The sequence below is a fragment of the Thioclava arctica genome (assembly GCF_040892615.1).
GTDB lineage: Bacteria > Pseudomonadota > Alphaproteobacteria > Rhodobacterales > Rhodobacteraceae > Thioclava > Thioclava arctica.
The window spans coordinates 1-17,622 of record NZ_JBFRYC010000025.1 but is presented as its reverse complement, the minus strand read 5'-3'; the positions used below and the strand labels follow the sequence as shown (position 1 = coordinate 17,622).

Sequence of the window (17,622 nt, the reverse complement as noted above, 5' to 3'; positions counted from 1 at the left end):
ACCAAACGACCCCATAGTGCCCTGGGCTATCGCCCACCTGCGCCTGAGGCCATCGTAACGATGGACCAAAGGCCGATCATGCACTAACTTTTAGTTTGGACCATTCAAGTGGGGCTGCTCAATTTCTTCTGTGCCGACATCATCAGTATGAAGGCCATGGCCAGCCCGGTCTTCTGACTGAGGCATCCCTTGGTGTGTTTGGTGCGGTGTGCGAAAGGTATAAACTTTCGGTTGCCCGCCCCGAAATTATTTACGTGCGGGCAACCCCTGAGGACCTACCGAGGGACTGGCAGGCGACCCACCTACATTTTGGGCATGATCACCGCGTCGATGACATGGATCACGCCGTTGCTGGCCTCGATATCGGCCTGCGTCACGTTAGCTCCGTCGACCATCACAGTCGGATCGGTCGTGATCGTGACTTGTGAGCCCTGAACGGTCGTGGCCATCATGCCATCGCTCAGATCGCCCGACATCACTTTGCCCGGCACGACGTGATAGGTGAGGATGGCCGTCAGCTTGTCTTTATTCTCGGGCTTGAGCAGGTCGTCGACGGTGCCCGCAGGCAGCTTCGCGAAGGCTTCGTCGGTGGGGGCGAAGACGGTGAAGGGGCCTTCGCTCTTGAGTGTATCGACAAGCCCTGCCGCTTGAACGGCCGCGACCAGCGTGCCGAAGCTGCCTGCGTTGACAGCCGTGTCGACGATATCCATCTTGCCGCCATCCTGGGCGTAGATCGGGGTGGAAACGAGGGCGGTGCCTGCGACAACTGCCGCCATGAAGGTTCTTCTCAGCATACTCATACTCCCTAGTTGAGACCCGTTGCGGATCATGCAGGGGATACGCCCGCTGTGCGAAGTTGGATCACAAAAGCTCTCGATTTTGCACGCAATCGAGAGCGGCTTTGAGTGTTAGGCGTGACCTTCTCAGCCGTGATCGCGCCCGCGCGCATCAGAAATATGCTCGCATGATCTTCCATCGGCGCAACGGTCGCGACGCGCGCACCGTTTAGACTGCCCGAACCATCAAGGAATTCGCTTGCCTTTCATTCTTCTCCGGGGCGCATCGCAAGGCGTTCAAACACGTCACGCGATCCCATCTGGCCGCCTTTCAAAGCAACTTCCAACCCATCCAGTTCATTAGTAGCAGCAAGCCGGAACAGCGAGGTTCCCAGCGTGTTGCCTGGGCAAAGAGGGGTCACTGCGAATCCGTCAAGTTCTAACATGATCCGGCCCGAGGTGTCGCCGCCGGCAATGATCGTGCGGCGCACTCCTGTCTTGTCCAATACCCGCTTCAGGATATACCCGAGGCTCGTGCCAAGTTTCTCTTGAACAAGAGATCCCGAGAGTCCCGACATCTGTATAAAGTCCCGAAATTTTGCTACCGTCAGATCATCTGGGCCTAGCGCAGTATAGATGAGCGGCAAACGTCCACCCGCAAGCGCCTTTTGTGCGGCGTCTGATGCATATTCCGCGGCTTCTTCCAGAGAGTCATGCCCATCAACAAGGCGAATGGGGTCAAGCTTGATCCCCTTAAAGCCGTTTTCCAGCGCATACTCGATCTGCACCGCAGTGGTCGGCGAAACGGATCCGGAAATGACAACTGTTTGGCGGGCGCCGGGCTTTCGCACCGAGGGTGGCTTGCCAAGCAGGCCACACGAGCGAAAATAAGAAACGAGAGCGATCTGGATGCCTTGAGACCCGATCACGAAGCGATGACTGTGACGGGCGTCCCAGATTTCTGTTCCCGCAGCTTCCATGTCAGAGTCGTCATATGCGTCAAGACAGACAATTCCCTTTGCACAATCCAGATCCCCCCACAAAGGATCGGAGCGTCCGATGTTCTGCGTTGGAAGCGCAGTTTGCCTGCTAAGATGTTGGGCAACGTCTGCTTCCGACATCGGCGTGATCGGATGACGCGTCATAACGGGATGGCGATCAAGTCGGTAGATACGGCCGTCTGGTCCGGTTGCGAATAGATTTCCGAAAACCTGATAGCGCCCCATTGAGGGACAGGCGATCAGGCAGGCTACTGCCGATTGACCGAATGATACCATGCCAATTTCCGCAGCGCGGCCGATCGAGCCGATTTGAGGGGCAGAATCGAGCGTTGAGCACACCTTGTAGGCAATAAGCTCTGCACCAGTCCCTGACAGCCAGTCGAAAACTTCCGGCAGGTGATCATCCATCCAAGCTGGGCTTTCAGCACGTGCCGTACCTGCAAGGCCGATCGCCGCCAGATCGCCAAATTTCTCGAGTGTATCAGCATCGGGCCGCCGAAGAAAAACCACTCCGGACAAGCCGGCAAAGGCAAGAATTTCAAGGACCGCCAGCGTTCCAGTGAAATCATCTCCATACCAAGCGCAAATGGGTGCCTTACTTGAGTGGAGCGAGGCCTCGGCGCTCATTTCTGAGCATCCCAGGCGGAGCGCATTTCAGCCACACCTTCAGACGGGCCGCCCGGATGCCCAAGTATCCCCCCGCCAGCGGCGTGAATGAGGTCGCGCGATCCAAGACCTGCATAGGTCTGTGGCACTTGCCGAGGAGTCTGACCGGAGGAAAAGACAGGCATGGTAATGCAGGGTTTTGTTTTCCCCAATGGTTCTAAGCAAGAACGCGCAGACCGGATCACGCTTTCATTACTCTCGCAAAATTTGTTGTCGATTCCATTTACATGGATGTGATCTGCTCCTGCGAGCCGCCATAATTTCGACCATGCAGGAAACGACCAACCCAGCACGGGATGGCGTGAGAGCGCCCCCCATCCGGCTCGATGGGCATGGATTGGCAACGGAGATTGGCGAGAGACCGCCATGAAGCCGGACAAGCCGACAGCATTCAGGGTCATCATTACGCAGCTTCCGCCAGCTTTGAGCACGTAGTCCCGCCGTCGAAGCATGTCATCTACCTCTCCGGTCAGGTTAAATGCGAACATTGGCAAGGTGCCAACCCGATCTGCATGCCGATGGAGCCGATCCATGACCGCATCAACGCGCGCTTCGAAGGGACATGAAGGGCTGGCAGCCTGCAACTCGTCATCCTTGATGAAATCAAGGCCCGCCTGTGCCAGTTCTTCGGCAAGATCCGCCGTTTGCTCGGGAGTGAAGCCAACCGAAGGTTTGATGATCGTACCAATGAGCGGTCGGTCGTAGACCCCGGACAGCCGTCGTGTGCCCTCAATGCCAAAGCCTGGCCCGGGTCCAGATGCGAGAAAGCTCTCTGGCAGGCGAATATCATCTACCTTCAAGCCTGAAAAATCGCCAAGCTCGAACAGATTTCCCCCGATGACGATGGAAAGGTGAGGCACAGAAAGCCCGATCGTTTCCAGTGGCCATGAAATTGTCACCTTGGCCTGCCGGATCGGAGTGCCCGGCTTTGCACCGGGCAGCGACGGTTTTTCAACCGTATCGAGGACGGTGAGTTTTTCCACTCGGGCCCCAGCGCGCTCAATCAGTTCTGGTGTCTCACCTGGCACTTTGGTGAATGTGCCTGAAGATTGTTCGCCTGCCATGGTCGCTGCGGCTTTTTCGAGGTTGGTGGCCGTTTCGATGATATAATCTGCTTCAATACGTTCGCTCACGATGCTCTCTCCTAGCTGAAGGTGATTGTCTTGCCGCTTGCCGCCGCTTCATAAGCTGAGAATGCAAGTTCAAGGGTTTTCAGATTATGGGCACCAGATGGTTGCGGTTTGGCCCTACCGCTCAGAACATCGGTCACGTGGCTCTGGAATCGGATCACGCTGTCCTGCACGAAATGCCATGGCGCTTCACCCCATGAAGGGATGTCTGGTGCTGCGTGAAAGATCTCGCGGCCATTCTTGCCATGCAGCGTAAGACGGCCGTCAGCTTCCAAACCAAGAGAGGCATCCTCCCCCTCAATCCATGCGACAGTACGCGGAAACGGGTCAGGATCGATGACTGAGCGGAATGAGCAATCGCAAATGGTTGTTAGGCCGCCCGAATGAACGAGTAATGCGGTGAAGGCGTCTTCGCCGCGCACCTTGGGGTTGAGCCTTTGAGTGCTGCATGAAATATTCGAGACCTCACCCATGAAATGCCGTGCAAGGTCAAATAGATGCAGGCCGACATCCATGATGGTAAAACGCTCGAGTTCGGCCAGATACGGCTGATTGACATAGTTGTCGAAGCCGTGCCGGAAAGAAAATCGGGCAAATTGCAGCGCGCCGAGGCGATTTTGTTCGATCAATTCCTTCATCGTCACGAATGGTTTCTGCCAGCGAAAATTTTCGTGGATGATCAGATCGGCTTCAGCCGCATTTGCCGCTACAACCATCGCCTCGGCATCTTCGATCGTTTCGGCAAATGGTTTCTGGCAAACAACAGTGCCTGCATGACGCAAGGCGAGTTCTACCAATGGCCTGTGTGAGGGGGCTGTAGTGGCGATATCCACGAAATCGAGCGTTTCATGCGCAAACATCGCTTCCGCATCAGTGTAGACTGAGGCAATGTTGAAGCGTTTTGCTGTCTCGCGCGCCCGACCCTCATCCCGATCGCAAACAGCGACGATTTCAGCGCCTTCCAGCCCACTCCATGCGTGAAGGTGAAACTGCGAGAAAAAACCGCAGCCAATAAGCGCACCCCTGAAGGGAGCATTGGTCATGAATCGTCCTCCTCAAATGATAGTCCTGCCGCTTCAGGTGCGAATATGGCTGTCAGGCGCCCTGGCTTACCGAGCATCTCAATGCGGCCGTTGCCATTACTGCGTATTTCCACTGGTTCAGCCCAAAACCGTTGCAAATGCTCGATCAATTTGGCAAGCGGAGTGGGGGTGCCACGATGATCAACAAGTCCAAACGGTCCTTTGGGCGCGGCAATACAAAGCGCTTCAATGCCGCACTCTGCTGCGAGCATGACTGCGGCAGCGGCAAAAGCTGCACCAGCATCCCCACTGTGCCGGCGATCATTCGCTGTCATCGTATGCGGCAGGCCGTCAGGATTTTCTGCAAGCGAGGCGCCATATGGATTTGAGCGCATCGCAATGGCGACAAGACCAAGACGCTGAGGTTTGGATGTAGAAATTGCGTCAGCGGATTTGAAGATATCTGGAAGTGCCTCAAGCGTCTGGAACACAGAGGAGCTATCAGCCGCATGTACAATAGCACTGGTTCCGTAAGTGACATAATCGCATGCGTTTTCCGGTGGTGGACATCGATTGAACTCGGTGAAATAAGTCAGCATGCCGCATCCGATGCGCGCCTTGGGAAAAGCCTGTCTGGCTGCTTTCGCCGCGTCTTCAGGTCCTGGCTTTGGTGGCCATTCCCCGTCGGGCTGGTAACTCTTGAGATAGGCTTCGGGCAAGGCAATGACATGGCGCGGCGACAAATTGAACCGCGCAAGGCGGTCAGCCATTGCCGACAATGCTTCTTGCGGATCGTCTTGAGCGGCAACCACAAATTCAAGATCGAGCGGCGCGGAAGACTCTATGACCAGTTCGGCAAGCAATTTAAGATCGGCGTCCTGAAATGGATTGTCAGGCTTCTCACGCATCACATAGCCCAATGGCCTAACAGACGGCTTGGCAATCCAGCCGGGCTCGACTGCTAAGAGAATGGCGGGCAGGACAGCCTTCTCTATGAGGGGACCATCCGACACTTCGATGTGCTGGGGCGCTTGTCGGCGCAACACGATCTCAACGGTTTGCTCGAGTTGTTTTCCGGCCTCTATTCGAATGGGAACCGGCAAACCGAGCGGGCGACAATAGGTCTTGAAGCTGGCATCGCTCCAATTGCGTTGGTCTTCCATTTCAAAGACTTCGCCAGCAAAGTCTATGTCACATTGAACCCCCGCAATTGTATAGCGCATCGCGGCCACGTCACGGGCGACCTGAGCTGGCGCGATGGCAGTTGGAAACTCTGTCTGAGTTTCACTTCCATCTGGATGCACAATGAACAGTGGGGTGCCGCGTAGTCCGAAAAGAGGGTGCAACAGACAAAATCCTGCCCGGTTTGTGACCAGCGGTTCCTCGGCCTGCAACAAGAATCGGGCCGCTACGATGAATGCGTCACCCTCTGCCAAAAGGCTTATTGTCATGGAAACGCTCGCGTTATTTCCACAAATTCGCGCTTTCCGCCGGAATTCATAACCGGCCTCGACGCGCTCTAGTTGGCAGTCGATACTGTCCTGCGCGATTTCACCCCAAGCTGTGTCGCGCACGGGTGCGCTCAGGCCGCGGAGCATCTCGCTCCCATCGAAGGCAATTCGACAAAGACCAGCCTCGTTAAAGAGAGCCGTTAGCTTTGCTGCGCCATTTTCAATCTCAACTTCCTGCATGAGCTACATTCTTCCTCGTTTTGCGGACGGAAAGGGTGATCATAAGAACTTTTTCATTGCATTACTGGCATACTGGTATAATAACAATATGACTGCAAGCCAAAACTTGGATCTGTAGTGAGAGAGTTGATGCCAACTGGGAGGAAAGCATGAAGAAGTTTCTAATGGCAGCCGGACTGGCTGCAGCCAGCATGATCGCGAGTCATGCAGTATTGGCGGAGAGCGCGAAGAAAGTTTGTTTTGCTTATCAAACGCTTGAAACAGAATTTTGGGTTGCGGGCCATAAGGCGATGACCGAATCGCTCGCCCAGAAGGGCGTGGACGTGATCGAGGTCAACGCAAACGGCGACGCAAACAAACAATTGGAGCAAGTTCGCGACTGCATCACGCAAGGCGTCGATGGCATTATTATCATTCCGCAAGACGGTGAGAGCGTCATCAAGATGATCGGTGAAGCCAATGACGCAGGCGTGCCTGTGGCTGTATTTAATCGCCCCCCAAACCCGAGCAACACGAACAAAGCAATTGTTGTTGTTGCCGACAACGTTTCGATCGCTGAGGCAGCGGTTCAGCATTTGACCAAGAAGGCGCGTGAGCTCAAGCTGAACCGGAAGGTCCAGCCTCTCATCATGGTTGGGGCGCTTGCCGACACCAATGCGATCGGTCGCCGCGAAGGTTTCTTGAATGTAATCAACGCCAATCCCGATCTTTTTGCCAAGCCAATTGAGGTTCCTACCGAATGGGATGCGAACGTCGCGCTTGCAAATCTTGAAAGCGCGCTTCAGGCCAACCCTAATGTCGACATGATCTTTACGTCGTCAGATTTCCTGTTCCCGCAGATCCGGGCGGTTCTTTTGCAGCAGGGGCGTTGGGTGCCTCAAGGTCAGGACGGGCACATGATTCTTGGCGGTCTCGATGGTGATGTGACAGCTTGTAAACTGATCCGCCAAGGCTACGTCGACGCAACTGGCGTACAAGATTTGTTCTTCGAGGCCGATGCGACGGTCAACGCATTGATGGAAGCGATCAAGTCGGGCAACAAGGCACCGAACCAGCTGATCCCCGACAAAGGTTTCGCTCTGACCCAAGACAACGAAGCTGAGCGCCATGGTGACATGTGGGGCTGCGTTCTCGCCGATCAATAAACCAACAACTTTTGAAGAGATTGGATGGCTTGGAAGCCATCCAATCTTGACCTTGTGGAGGTTAAGATATGACCGTTGAATCGGCTAAAGAAAGTGGCGGAAAACGCATCTTCTGGACCGCTGTCAGGGGATTGCGTGCCATTCTGAAATCCGAACACTTCGTACTCTATGTCACCCTGCTATTCTTTGCTTTTCTGGTTCCGTTCATCCCTCAGATTGCCAAGCCCGGAAACCTTTCGAACCTTCTTTCGAATATCTGGCCGCTTCTAGTGATAGCCGTAGGGCAAACCTATGTGATGATTGCAGGTGGCATCGATCTTAGTCAGATCGCAGTTATTGCAGTGACCAGCGTCATTGGGGCTGCCGTGATGACACTTGGCGTCGATTCCAGGGTTTTCGAAGGCACGATTTTATGGGGGACCATTATTAGCCCTGACGGTGGCATTTTCGCCGGACACGTCTGGTCAATGCCCGCAGCTCTGATCGTGATGATCGTAACTGGTGGGGCCATTGGAGCTCTGACGGGTCGATTGATTGCCAGTTTCTCTCTGCCAGCTTTCATGATGTCGCTCATTTCACTCTTATTCTTCTCCGCATTTGCTGTCTGGCTCACCCATTCGGAGAACGTCACAAATCTACCGCATTCTTTCAGCTTGATAGCTGAACGCGGCTATGGAGGGTTTCTATCCTGGTCCGCATTGCTTGCTATTGGCGTCACATTTCTGGCTCACATTGGACTATCACGCACAGTTTTTGGACGTTGGCTATACGCAACCGGCATGAACCAGAGTGCTGCAAAAATCTCAGGCATACCGGTAAACCGCGTCATAGTTTTGAGCTTTGTTGTTTCTGGAGTTTGTGCAGCCATTGGCTCTATTCTCTATTCAGCGCGACTTGAAATGGGAAGACCAGCTTTCGGCGATAATATGAACCTATTGCTTGATGTTGTTGGTGCGACGGTGATCGGCGGAACCAGTTTGTTCGGCGGTTCTGGGAAAATTCTCTGGACTATCTATGGCGTTCTTCTTTTCGTGCTTTTGTCGAATGCGCTAAACCTGATGAACCTATCTTTCTACGCTGTCTTCATTGTTAAAGGCTGCGTTATCCTAGTTGCCGCTTTCTTGGATGTCTGGCGTAGGGAGGCTTCTTCAAAATGAATCATGAAAACAAACCAGTTCTTGAATTTCGTGGCCTCGGAAAGAGCTTCTTTGACGTGCCAGTGGTCAAGAATGTTGATCTATCAATGCAAAAAGGAGAGATTTTGTGCCTCGTTGGAGAGAACGGCGCTGGCAAATCCACAATGATGAATATGTTGGGGGGCGTTCATGTCCCCGACGCGGGTGAGATGCGCTTGAATGGCACACCCTACCACCCGTCAAGGCCGGCAGATGCGGCCGCGGCAGGTATCGCATTTATTCATCAGGAACTGAATCTTTTCGGCAATCTTTCAATCGCTGAAAACATATTACTGAATCGGCTACCACATTATGGGTCGCTACCCTTGATTAATCGGAAAAAGTTGCGAAGCGAAGCGCTTGATGCAATGCGCCAAGTCGGCCTCGACCTTTCTCCGGATACAAAGGTTGACGGTCTGGCGCCGGGCGAAAAGCAGCTCATTGAGATCGCAAAAGCCCTCGCTCTTGATGCACGTATCATCATTCTTGACGAACCGACAACATCACTGACAGCGCGCGAAACGGAGGTGCTCTTCGCGCTCCTCAAACAGCTTCGCTCCGAGGGGCGTTCGATGATCTATATCAGTCACGTTTTAGCTGATGTAATGGCGCTTGCCGATCAGATCGTCGTGCTCCGCGATGGTGAACGCGTCGACAGCGGACCCACCAGCGAGTTCGATATGGATCGCATGATCCTGAGTATGGTGGGGCGTCCTTTGCAGCAACTGTTCCCCGACCGGCATGCCACGCTGGGTGCGCCGGTTCTTGAAGTAGAGCAGTTGAGCGAGCCAGGTGTCATCCGTGATGTTTCCTTCAGCCTGCGCCGTGGTGAAGTTTTGGGTTTCTTTGGGCTCATGGGGGCGGGGCGTTCAGAGATGGCGCGCGTTCTATTTGGTCTGGATCCTCATTCCTCTGGCAACGTACGTATCGACGGTCAGGCTGTTCCAATTTCAGGCCCGCGCGAAAGTGTTCAGCGTGGCTTGGCTTTTGTGACGGAAGACCGGCGGGATGAAGGTCTGCTTATGGGCGGCTCTATACGCGACAATATGGCGCTTGTTAGCCTGCCGCGTTTTGCAGGTTCTGGCGGTTTCATCCGACAGGGCGCGCTTTCGAACGAAATCGACGATATGGCGAGTCAATTGCGTCTACGGACGGGCGATCCGACGCTTTCCATTCCGGTTCACAGCTTGTCTGGCGGGAACCAACAAAAGGTCGTGATAGGAAAATGGGTGATGAACCAGCCAGATGTGCTGATTATGGATGAGCCGACGCGCGGCATTGATGTTGGAGCAAAATTCGAAGTTTTTTCGATCATGAACCGGTTGGCAGAAGCGGGAGTCGGAATTCTGTATATTTCGTCAGAGCTCGATGAGCTGATCGGCGTCTCTGACCGCATTCTGGTCATGCATAAAGGGCGGATTGCAGCGGGATTCGATCGGTCGAATTTCGATAGGCAGGCTATTCTTTCGGCGGCCTTTGGTGGGAGGAATGTGAAATGAACATGAAGAATTTGAAGGTCTTTTTACTTGCGAATGCGCCGGTCGTGCTCTTCATTCTTATTTTTCTAATCTTCGGGGCTCTGTCAGATCGGTTTTTACAGTTTCAAAGCTTTGAGAATATTGTCAAACAGGCAAGCTTTATAGGGATTGTCGCAATTGGCATGACCTTCGTAATGCTGACTGGCGGCATCGATCTTTCTGTGGGCACTAACATGTATTTGTCCTCGGTGGTCGCAGGATTGCTGATGCGCGATTTTGGCATGACGCCGGCTGTCGCCGCCCTTGGGTGTATTGCAACGGGTCTCGTCTTTGGTTCTATCAACGCCTTCATGATTGTAAGGTTACGAATGGTTCCATTCATCGTGACGTTGGGGATGCTTGTCGCAGGCCGTGGAGTGGGGCTTTTTCTGACCGAGTCGCGGGGGATCATGATTCCCAATGAACTGCTGATCTTCGGCGCCGGGCGCAGTTTCGGCTTACCCAATCCAATTCTTGTTTTTCTTTCTGTTGCGTTGCTTGGGCAGATCGTGCTCACCCGCACTCGTTTCGGTCGTCATATCTACGCTGTCGGAAACGATGCCAAAGGTGCCAAGCGCGCAGGTGTTGAGGTCGGACGGACAATGACCCTGGCCTACCTTGTATGCGGTGTCTGCGCGGCACTTGGCGGTTTTGTCTCGGTGTCACAGCTAGGTATCGTCAATGCCGGGTTCGGCGAGTTCTCCGAACTCTATGCAATCGCTGCCGCTGTGCTAGGTGGGGCTAGCCTTTTTGGTGGGGTAGGAAAGGTGTTTCCGGGAACTGTCTTGGGTGCCGTTCTGATCCAGATGGTTCAATCAGGTCTCGTTTTCCTGCGAGTTGACATATACATCCAGCCGTTGATCCAATCCGTGATTATTCTAATTGCTGTCGTGATCGATTCAGTGCGCAATAATATGATAAGCCTCCTAGCTCGTCGGAAAATACGCGTAGACGAAGATTGAACAAAAAAACTTACCGGCCTGATTAGTTCAGGCCGGTCTCGTCCTGCTGGTGATAAAGTGTGTTGGCACGGCTCAGATGATGACGCATGGCTGCACCTGCAGCTTCGACATCTTTCTTTTCAATGCTTGCAATGATGGCTTCGTGCTCTTCCAGCGTCAAATGCTCGAGCCCGGTCGTCCGCACTGCGGCAGGATGGAAGCGTTCAAGCCAATCAAAGATTGCCCTGACAACGGACGCTAGCAACAGATTTCCCGATATCTCTGTAAGGCGGCCATGAAAAGCGCTGTCCATCTTCATGAAATTTCGCGAGTCACCACGGCTCTTTGTCTGATTGGCGACAATCGCCTTTAGGTCGGCAACATCGCTTGGGGTCGCTTTTTCTGCAGCGATACGCGCCAGCTGAACTTCAAGCAGAAGCCGTGCTTCCTTCAGTTGAGCGAGTATATCAGCATCATATGTCAAGACGTGATGCATGGTGAGCGCCAGCTGCTCGGCTAGAAGGCCCAGTTGCGGTTCTGCTACCCTCGGTCGCTCCCCGTGACGAACATGAATAAGGCCGAGGTTTTGCAATGATTGCATAGCCTCGCGAATTGCCGGGCGACCAACGCCAAAAACATCCATCAATTCCCGTTCAGATGGCAATGGAGCACCTGGGGGAAGATGGCCTTCCTGAATTTGCGCGAGCAGGCGCTGACGTACTTCTTCAGAAAGCTTCTTTTTTCTAATGGGTTCTTTGTTCAACCGAGCCTCCAGTCAAAGAGAATACTTTAGGGACTTTTACAGGAATTCTTCAGAAGATCTACAGACTATACCAGATTGACGCATTCGTGAATCTGTTATACTGGTATAATCAGTATCATATATGATGCCGAGTTAGGAGGAATCAATGACACGACCTGTTGCGATACTTGGTGCAGGAGGGAAAATGGGTTTCCGCGTGACCTGTAAGATCCGGGATGCGGGCTATGACCTTCGCGCTGTCGAGATAAGTGATGTTGGACGGGACAGACTGGCCGGAGCGGGTATTTCCGCTTGTGATCAAGGTGAAGCGCTCAAAGGGGCTCAGGTTGTTGTTTTGGCCCTGCCCGATTCGCTGATTGGCCCGGTTGCTGAAGAAATCGTGCCGGAACTTGATGAAGGCACAATCGTCGTTATTCTCGATGCCGCAGCGCCTTACGCCGGAGTACTTCCTTCGCGCGACGATATTACTTACTTTCTGGGCCATCCCTGTCACCCGCCTCTCTATGCCGACCTTGACGACTCAGAGCAAAGACAGGACGTGCATGGGGGTGTGGCGCCTCAGGCAATTATTTGCGCTCTCATGCAGGGCCCAGAAGAGCACTATAATGTAGGCTGTGAGATTTGTGAGGCGATGTGGTCGCCAATTCTTCGCGTGCATCGCGTAACGATGGAGCAACTTGCAATTCTAGAGCCAGGCCTGTCGGAAATGGTGGCGATGCCGTTCGTCGACGTTATGATCGAGGCCGTGGAATTGTGCGCGTCTCGCTATGACATTCCTCGCGAAGCAGCATTCGATTTCATGATTGGTCACCTTAATGTCGAAATTTCGATGTGGTTTGGCTTCACCCCCAAGGTTCCCTCTGATGCTGCTCTTCGTTTGATGCGCTTCGCACGCGGCATCGTGGTGCGTGATGGCTGGGAGCGTGCGCTCGATCCAGCGGTTGTCAAGGAGGCGGCTGAGCTAATAGTTCGTGGATAGCGCACCTCGTGGTGAAAAGGACGTGAAATGTCCTCAGCTGTGATGGCGTATTGATTGCGCCATCACAAAGATCTTGTTCGGCGTGTCTATACAGAGCAAAGCGAGGCTATTGCGCGGCACACACGTGGGATTTTATGGTTTTATCTGCCTGCAATCAAACCGGACCACTCGATGGGGGCAGGTCACACCGTTTGGTCGATCTACCAAAAAGGATGCGGCGCGGTGCATTCTCTGTGTCCCGATCGAATACGGCAGAATTCGCTAACCGTCCCCGCACCGCAACGAAATCACATCCGCGCAGGCTGCCAGATCGCCACCACAGCAATCCGACAGAAGGAACATGACGAGGTCATTCACCGATGCGAGGTTGGCGGCATAGCGTATCTCTCGTTGATGGCGTGTCGCCGTCAGCAGACCCGCGCCTTTTAGGCTTGAGAGATGACCCGATAGCGTCGAGGGCTTCGCCTCGAGCCGACGCGCGATTTCGAGCGCAGGCACGCCCTCCGGCCCGGCTTTGACGAGCAGTCGAAAGACCGAGAGCCGCGTTTCATGCGCTAGGGCGGCGAAGGCGTCGAGGGCAGCATTTCGTTCCATATTTCGTTGAGCAGCCCCACTTGAGTGGTCCGTGTTAAAAGTTAGTGCATGATTGGCCGTTGGTCCATCGGGATGATGGCCTCTGGCGCAGGTGGGCGGTAGCCCAATGCACTATGGGGTCGTTTGGTGTTGTAATGTTTCCTCCAGTTTTCAATGATGATTTGGGCTTCACGCAGCGAGTAAAAAATCTCGCCGTTCAAGAGCTCGTCGCGCATCCGGCCGTTGAAGCTTTCACAGTATCCGTTTTCCCAGGGTGACCCGGGCTCGATGTAGGCAGTCTTTGCCCCAACCGCCTTGATCCAGTCTCTGACAGCCTCAGCGATGAACTCCGGGCCATTGTCCGACCGAATGTAGGCAGGCACCCCCCGCAGGACGAACTGGTCTGTCAGAGCATCAATGACCTCAGTCGAGTTCAGCTTCCGTTTAACCCGGATCGCCAAGCATTCCCGGCTGTATTCGTCCAAGATGTTGAGGGTCCTGAACGCCCTGCCATCATCGGTTCGGTGATGTACAAAGTCGTATGACCAAACATGGTTGCGATATTCCGGGCGCAGCCGGACACACGACCCATCCATTGCCCGGCAGTCGATACGCAGTATCGATGGGAGGGATTCAGCCAGAGCCGCCCCTTCTTTGGTTGTTTCATTGGCACTTTAAGCCCCTCGCGTCGCCATAACCGTTCAACCCGCTTGTCGTTGATCTGCCAGCCTGCCTCTCTCAGCAAAGCCGCAACCCTGCGGTAGCCATATCGGCCATACTGGCGCGTCAATTCCATCATATCAGCGACCAAGCGTTCTTCGTCAGCACGCCCACGTGGCAATCGACGTTGTGTGGATCGGTGCTGGCCCAGAACGCGACAAACCCGTCGCTCTGAAACTTTGAACTGACTGCGAACATGATCGATGCAGGCCCGCCGACGCGAGGGGCTCAGAAGTTTCCCGATGCGGCCTCCCGTAGGATCAGCTTGTCCAGGGTCAGGTCAGAAACTGCACGTCGCAGGCGCTCGTTCTCTTTCTGTAGCCGCTTTAGCTCTTTGAGTTGTTCCGTGCCCATTCCACCGTACTTCTTCTTCCAGCGGTCATAGGTTTGTTTAGTCACGCTGATCTGACGGATCGCGTCAATCCGGGGCATGCCTTGCCCCATCAGCACCTCAACCTGCCGTAATTTCGCGACAATCTCTTCAGGCTTGGGTCTCTTAATCGCCATTCTTGGTCCTCCGCTTTCCTAACTATAGGGGCGGACCACTTCAAAGGGGGAGGCTCAGTCACCTTGGGCGGCAGGGGCATGCGGAATATGGCGCTGCATGCGCCCTTCCATATCGCCGCGTAGAAACGCTTCAGACGCATCCGGGGGATGCCGCACACCCGAGCGGCACAATGGCAACTTGCTGATCTTGACACTCGAAGATAGCGTCGCGCGAAACAACAATGGCGGGAGGAAACGACCATGGCGCTCTGCAGCGATGCGGCAATGGTGCTATTTTATGACATCGCAGGCGACACCTCCAATCACGACCACTGGCACAGCCACGAGCACCTGCACGAGCGCCTCTCGGTGCCCGGTTTCCTGCGGGCGACCCGCTGGATCGCGACCGAGGGCGGGCCGCGCTACATGGTCACCTACGAAGTCAGCGGGACGGATGTTGCGACCTCGCAAGGCTATCTCGACCGGCTGAACGACCCGACGCCCTGGACCTCGTCGATCATGCCGCGGTTCCGCGGGATGATGCGCGGATTCTGCACGATTCCGGCAAGCGCAGGCTACGGCTTCGGCGGTTTTGCCAGAGCATGTCGTTTCCAGCCGGAACCGGGCCAGGAGGAGGCGGTAGCCGCGTGGCTCGCGAATGAGGTGCTGCCGAAGATCGCTTACCTGCCGGGTGTCGCCAGCATCCAGTTTCTGCGCCCGACCGCCCTGCCGCCGATGACGCGGGAACAGGCCCTGCGCGGCGCCGACACTCCCTTGCCGTGGCTGCTCATCGCGACCGGCTACGATGCGGAGTTGCTGGATCTGGCGGTCGGCGCAGCCTTCGATCCCACGCTGCAAGCTGGTATTGGGCTGAGCGGTGAAGTTGTCGCAGCGCAATACGTGCTGAACCATACAGCGACAGCTGACGAAGTCGCCCGCACTCCAGAGCCACCGGTGCCAGGTCGGGTTGTTCCCCTCGACTGACGTCTGACCGGATCGGTCTCGTTTCCCAGCTCGTGCTCGTTGCTCTGCTTCGTGCTGCACTTGACACAAAGATCGCCTTTGGGCTGGGAGCAGTCGCTCTCTGCGTCAGTCTTGGAGGTCAGCTCTGGGCCGTTCGCCTACTGTTTGAACGGTATGACGTTGGATCCGCCGTTGGCGAACGCCACGGCGCCTTCGTTGCGGATGGTATTGAGCTCCTCGTCGAACGCTGCCCGATCATCGTCGAAGAGATCGTCCCAAACGATAGATGTGCCGTCTTCGGTCACAACTTCCAGCGTCCATCCCTCCCCACCTTCGAGTTTGTAGATATCCACCTTGAATGGCACCCCATCCTCTACGATGCGCTGCGAAGCGCTGGAAATGACAAGGTTGGGTTCGCGTTCCATCTGACTACCTCGTTGGTCTCCGATAGATAATAGGAGCACTGTTCACGGAAGCCAATGTCCGCAAAGCGGGATGTGGTCGCAGCATCTGAAACGAGCAATGAAGGGCAGCAACGGGCCTGAAGCGCAATTCTCCAGTCTCGACCCGGCGTCAAACTAGACAGAGCAATCGAAAACAGTGTCCATGGAGGGCGAAGGAGACCAACGTGACCAAACCAAGTAAGGCTGAAATCGTAGACCTCGTGAGCAAACGCTCAAAAAATCGGATAAAGGGCAGCGTGCGGCTAGAGATGCCGGGCACAGCGACGCTCTATGTGGACGAAACTGGAGCAATTGAGAGCGATCAGGCCGCTGACATAACTCTGACGGCGGACGCTAGCGTGTTCTACGACATAGCAATGGGAGTAAAGAACCCCGCAAAGGCATTTATGATGCGCCAGCTAAAAGTAGACGGGAACCCTATGAAAGCGCTCAAAATTGGAGAAATCCTGAGCACGACGGACTAGGTTTCTTGACCGAATACGACCCGGTTTCATCGCAGGTTTGATGTATTCCTCAAGCGAGACGAGGTGTTGCTGGGAAACGCGCTAATGCTCGGTCGATAAAACCGCCGCGAATTGCAGCACGGTCAGCGGCACCGAGTTCAAATCATTTTGGATCATGCGCGAGCGGCGAATGTCCGTTTGGGCGGGCCGCACCGCAACGGGCACTCGGCAGGATGAAGGACTGCAAAGGGCCGTCCATGAAGACGGCCCGTAGTCTCAGATTTCAATGGCTTCGGCGATAGCAAGTGCGTCTTCAAGCTCGACGCCCAAATATCTGACCGTGCTGTCCATCTTGGTATGGCCTAGCAGGAGTTGAACCGCGCGCAGGTTGCCGGTCTTCTTGTAGATCTGGGTGACCTTGGTCCGGCGCATAGAATGCGTGCCGTATGCGCTCGCCTCCAGCCCGATCGAGATCACCCAATCCCTGACGATGCGTGCATATTGCCGGGTCGAGATGTGAAGTCGTTCGTGGAAACGCCCAGGCCATAAATATTCTGATCCGACCATCAAGGGGTCTTGCATCCATTTGTCCAATGACGCCCGCGTGCCATCCGAGATTTCGAACCGCACTGGCTTCTGCGTCTTGCTTTGCAAGACCGAGGCACGTTCCTTGATCAGGCCGGAAGCCATGACATCTACGACCTTCAGTTTGACCAGATCGCACCCGCGCAGCTTGCTGTCGATAGCCAAGTTGAAGAGCGCCAAGTCGCGATGGTTCTCGGCCAGTTCAAGCCGAACCCTGATCGCCCAAACATGCTTGGGTTTCAGAGGCCGCTTCTGGCCCACGATGCGCCCCTTGTTCCAAGCAAGGCGAAGCGCGCGAATGGCAGGTAAGTTCGGTGTTTGCATGACTGATCCTCCGATCCGCCACGCCCTCCACATCGACAACCCGACGTTGACGGATCATCATATCATGAAACGCTGCGGCGCATCCGAGGTGCGCAGAGAGCCCAAACCTACTGAATTCTGCTTCGCGGCGAACGGCATGTGTGGATGGCTCCTGCATAGCAAGACATTTTTGATCTGATTTGTGCATTTGTCAGAAGCAGTCATGTGTCCGGCCTGTTTGCGCGGTTTTGACCGCTGGCCCTGATGGGTTCCGCAAAC

The 17,622-nt window shown here is 54.9% G+C and carries 16 protein-coding genes and 2 pseudogenes; 7 read left to right on the top strand and 11 right to left on the bottom strand.

From position 1 onward, the window contains the following. Window positions 1-302 precede the first annotated feature (302 nt). The 5 genes from AB4874_RS19235 to AB4874_RS19215 all read right to left on the bottom strand — a co-directional run bounded on the left by AB4874_RS19235 (window position 303) and on the right by AB4874_RS19215 (window position 6,286). Complete coding sequence (locus AB4874_RS19235) at window positions 303-794, bottom strand: fasciclin domain-containing protein (protein WP_368393217.1); 492 nt, start codon at window positions 792-794, stop codon at window positions 303-305. Between the two features lie 248 nt (window positions 795-1,042). Next, on the bottom strand, window positions 1,043-2,404 hold the full coding sequence (locus AB4874_RS19230) for a four-carbon acid sugar kinase family protein (RefSeq protein WP_368393216.1): 1,362 nt from the start codon (window positions 2,402-2,404) through the stop codon (window positions 1,043-1,045). Beyond that, window positions 2,401-3,576 (bottom strand): RuBisCO large subunit C-terminal-like domain-containing protein, encoded by a 1,176-nt coding sequence (locus AB4874_RS19225; RefSeq protein WP_368393215.1) that lies wholly within the window; start codon window positions 3,574-3,576, stop codon window positions 2,401-2,403. The genes AB4874_RS19230 and AB4874_RS19225 overlap by 4 nt, the downstream gene beginning before the upstream one ends. 11 nt (window positions 3,577-3,587) lie before the next feature. Continuing rightward, window positions 3,588-4,616 (bottom strand): Gfo/Idh/MocA family protein, encoded by a 1,029-nt coding sequence (locus AB4874_RS19220; RefSeq protein ID WP_368393214.1) that lies wholly within the window; start codon window positions 4,614-4,616, stop codon window positions 3,588-3,590. Beyond that, complete coding sequence (locus AB4874_RS19215) at window positions 4,613-6,286, bottom strand: D-apionate lactonase family protein (RefSeq protein ID WP_368393213.1); 1,674 nt, start codon at window positions 6,284-6,286, stop codon at window positions 4,613-4,615. The genes AB4874_RS19220 and AB4874_RS19215 overlap by 4 nt, the downstream gene beginning before the upstream one ends. A gap of 149 nt (window positions 6,287-6,435) precedes the next feature. Here AB4874_RS19215 and AB4874_RS19210 point away from each other — a divergent pair, with 149 nt between their 5' ends. The 4 genes from AB4874_RS19210 (at window position 6,436) to AB4874_RS19195 (ending at window position 11,085) form a co-directional block, all read left to right on the top strand. Beyond that, complete coding sequence (locus tag AB4874_RS19210) at window positions 6,436-7,431, top strand: sugar ABC transporter substrate-binding protein (protein WP_368393212.1); 996 nt, start codon at window positions 6,436-6,438, stop codon at window positions 7,429-7,431. A 68-nt stretch (window positions 7,432-7,499) separates the two neighbouring features. Continuing rightward, a complete protein-coding gene (locus AB4874_RS19205) occupies window positions 7,500-8,588 on the top strand; it encodes an ABC transporter permease (protein WP_368393211.1) in 1,089 nt (362 codons plus the stop codon). Next, window positions 8,585-10,105 (top strand): sugar ABC transporter ATP-binding protein, encoded by a 1,521-nt coding sequence (locus AB4874_RS19200; RefSeq protein WP_368393210.1) that lies wholly within the window; start codon window positions 8,585-8,587, stop codon window positions 10,103-10,105. Before AB4874_RS19205 ends, AB4874_RS19200 begins: the two co-directional genes overlap by 4 nt. Continuing rightward, complete coding sequence (locus tag AB4874_RS19195; RefSeq protein ID WP_368393209.1) at window positions 10,102-11,085, top strand: ABC transporter permease; 984 nt, start codon at window positions 10,102-10,104, stop codon at window positions 11,083-11,085. Before AB4874_RS19200 ends, AB4874_RS19195 begins: the two co-directional genes overlap by 4 nt. Window positions 11,086-11,107: 22 nt before the next feature. On the opposite strand, the gene nanR is transcribed toward AB4874_RS19195, so the two are convergent. Beyond that, a complete protein-coding gene (gene nanR / locus AB4874_RS19190; RefSeq protein ID WP_368393208.1) occupies window positions 11,108-11,827 on the bottom strand; it encodes a transcriptional regulator NanR in 720 nt (239 codons plus the stop codon). Window positions 11,828-11,972: 145 nt separating this feature from the next. Between nanR and AB4874_RS19185 the strand changes: the two genes are divergently transcribed. Then, window positions 11,973-12,806, top strand: coding sequence for a phosphogluconate dehydrogenase C-terminal domain-containing protein (locus AB4874_RS19185; RefSeq protein ID WP_368393207.1), 834 nt, complete (start codon window positions 11,973-11,975; stop codon window positions 12,804-12,806). Window positions 12,807-13,067: 261 nt separating this feature from the next. Here AB4874_RS19185 and AB4874_RS19180 read toward each other — a convergent pair whose 3' ends face one another. Next, window positions 13,068-13,400, bottom strand: coding sequence for an ArsR/SmtB family transcription factor (locus AB4874_RS19180; RefSeq protein ID WP_368393206.1), 333 nt, complete (start codon window positions 13,398-13,400; stop codon window positions 13,068-13,070). Window positions 13,401-13,441: 41 nt separating this feature from the next. Next, window positions 13,442-14,606: pseudogene (locus AB4874_RS19175) on the bottom strand (IS3 family transposase). A gap of 240 nt (window positions 14,607-14,846) precedes the next feature. Here AB4874_RS19175 and AB4874_RS19170 point away from each other — a divergent pair. After that, window positions 14,847-15,569, top strand: coding sequence for a hypothetical protein (locus tag AB4874_RS19170; protein WP_368393205.1), 723 nt, complete (start codon window positions 14,847-14,849; stop codon window positions 15,567-15,569). Between the two features lie 137 nt (window positions 15,570-15,706). Here the strand turns inward: AB4874_RS19170 and AB4874_RS19165 are convergent, their stop codons facing one another. Further along, a complete protein-coding gene (locus tag AB4874_RS19165; RefSeq protein WP_368393204.1) occupies window positions 15,707-15,973 on the bottom strand; it encodes a hypothetical protein in 267 nt (88 codons plus the stop codon). Window positions 15,974-16,176: 203 nt separating this feature from the next. On the opposite strand from AB4874_RS19165, the gene AB4874_RS19160 reads away from it, so the two are divergent. Beyond that, a complete protein-coding gene (locus AB4874_RS19160) occupies window positions 16,177-16,476 on the top strand; it encodes an SCP2 sterol-binding domain-containing protein (protein WP_368393203.1) in 300 nt (99 codons plus the stop codon). 255 nt (window positions 16,477-16,731) lie between these two features. Here the strand turns inward: AB4874_RS19160 and AB4874_RS19155 are convergent, their stop codons facing one another. Continuing rightward, window positions 16,732-17,364: a tyrosine-type recombinase/integrase gene (locus tag AB4874_RS19155; protein ID WP_368393202.1), complete on the bottom strand. Its 633-nt coding sequence runs from the start codon at window positions 17,362-17,364 to the stop codon at window positions 16,732-16,734. Between the two features lie 57 nt (window positions 17,365-17,421). After that, window positions 17,422-17,622 (bottom strand): annotated as a pseudogene (locus AB4874_RS19150) (hypothetical protein); the annotation flags it as partial.

What these genes read in the sequence shown, in the direction of transcription:
- AB4874_RS19230 (WP_368393216.1), bottom strand. Translation starts at nt 2,404, where the DNA reads ATGAGCGCCGAGGCCTCGCTCCACTCAAGTAAGGCACCCATTTGCGCT.
- AB4874_RS19210 (WP_368393212.1), top strand. Translation starts at nt 6,436, where the DNA reads ATGAAGAAGTTTCTAATGGCAGCCGGACTGGCTGCAGCCAGCATGATC.
- AB4874_RS19165 (WP_368393204.1), bottom strand. Translation starts at nt 15,973, where the DNA reads ATGGAACGCGAACCCAACCTTGTCATTTCCAGCGCTTCGCAGCGCATC.
- AB4874_RS19195 (WP_368393209.1), top strand. Translation starts at nt 10,102, where the DNA reads ATGAACATGAAGAATTTGAAGGTCTTTTTACTTGCGAATGCGCCGGTC.
- AB4874_RS19205 (WP_368393211.1), top strand. Translation starts at nt 7,500, where the DNA reads ATGACCGTTGAATCGGCTAAAGAAAGTGGCGGAAAACGCATCTTCTGG.
- AB4874_RS19200 (WP_368393210.1), top strand. Translation starts at nt 8,585, where the DNA reads ATGAATCATGAAAACAAACCAGTTCTTGAATTTCGTGGCCTCGGAAAG.
- AB4874_RS19180 (WP_368393206.1), bottom strand. Translation starts at nt 13,400, where the DNA reads ATGGAACGAAATGCTGCCCTCGACGCCTTCGCCGCCCTAGCGCATGAA.
- AB4874_RS19220 (WP_368393214.1), bottom strand. Translation starts at nt 4,616, where the DNA reads ATGACCAATGCTCCCTTCAGGGGTGCGCTTATTGGCTGCGGTTTTTTC.
- AB4874_RS19215 (WP_368393213.1), bottom strand. Translation starts at nt 6,286, where the DNA reads ATGCAGGAAGTTGAGATTGAAAATGGCGCAGCAAAGCTAACGGCTCTC.
- AB4874_RS19185 (WP_368393207.1), top strand. Translation starts at nt 11,973, where the DNA reads ATGACACGACCTGTTGCGATACTTGGTGCAGGAGGGAAAATGGGTTTC.
- AB4874_RS19235 (WP_368393217.1), bottom strand. Translation starts at nt 794, where the DNA reads ATGCTGAGAAGAACCTTCATGGCGGCAGTTGTCGCAGGCACCGCCCTC.
- AB4874_RS19155 (WP_368393202.1), bottom strand. Translation starts at nt 17,364, where the DNA reads ATGCAAACACCGAACTTACCTGCCATTCGCGCGCTTCGCCTTGCTTGG.
- AB4874_RS19170 (WP_368393205.1), top strand. Translation starts at nt 14,847, where the DNA reads ATGGCGCTCTGCAGCGATGCGGCAATGGTGCTATTTTATGACATCGCA.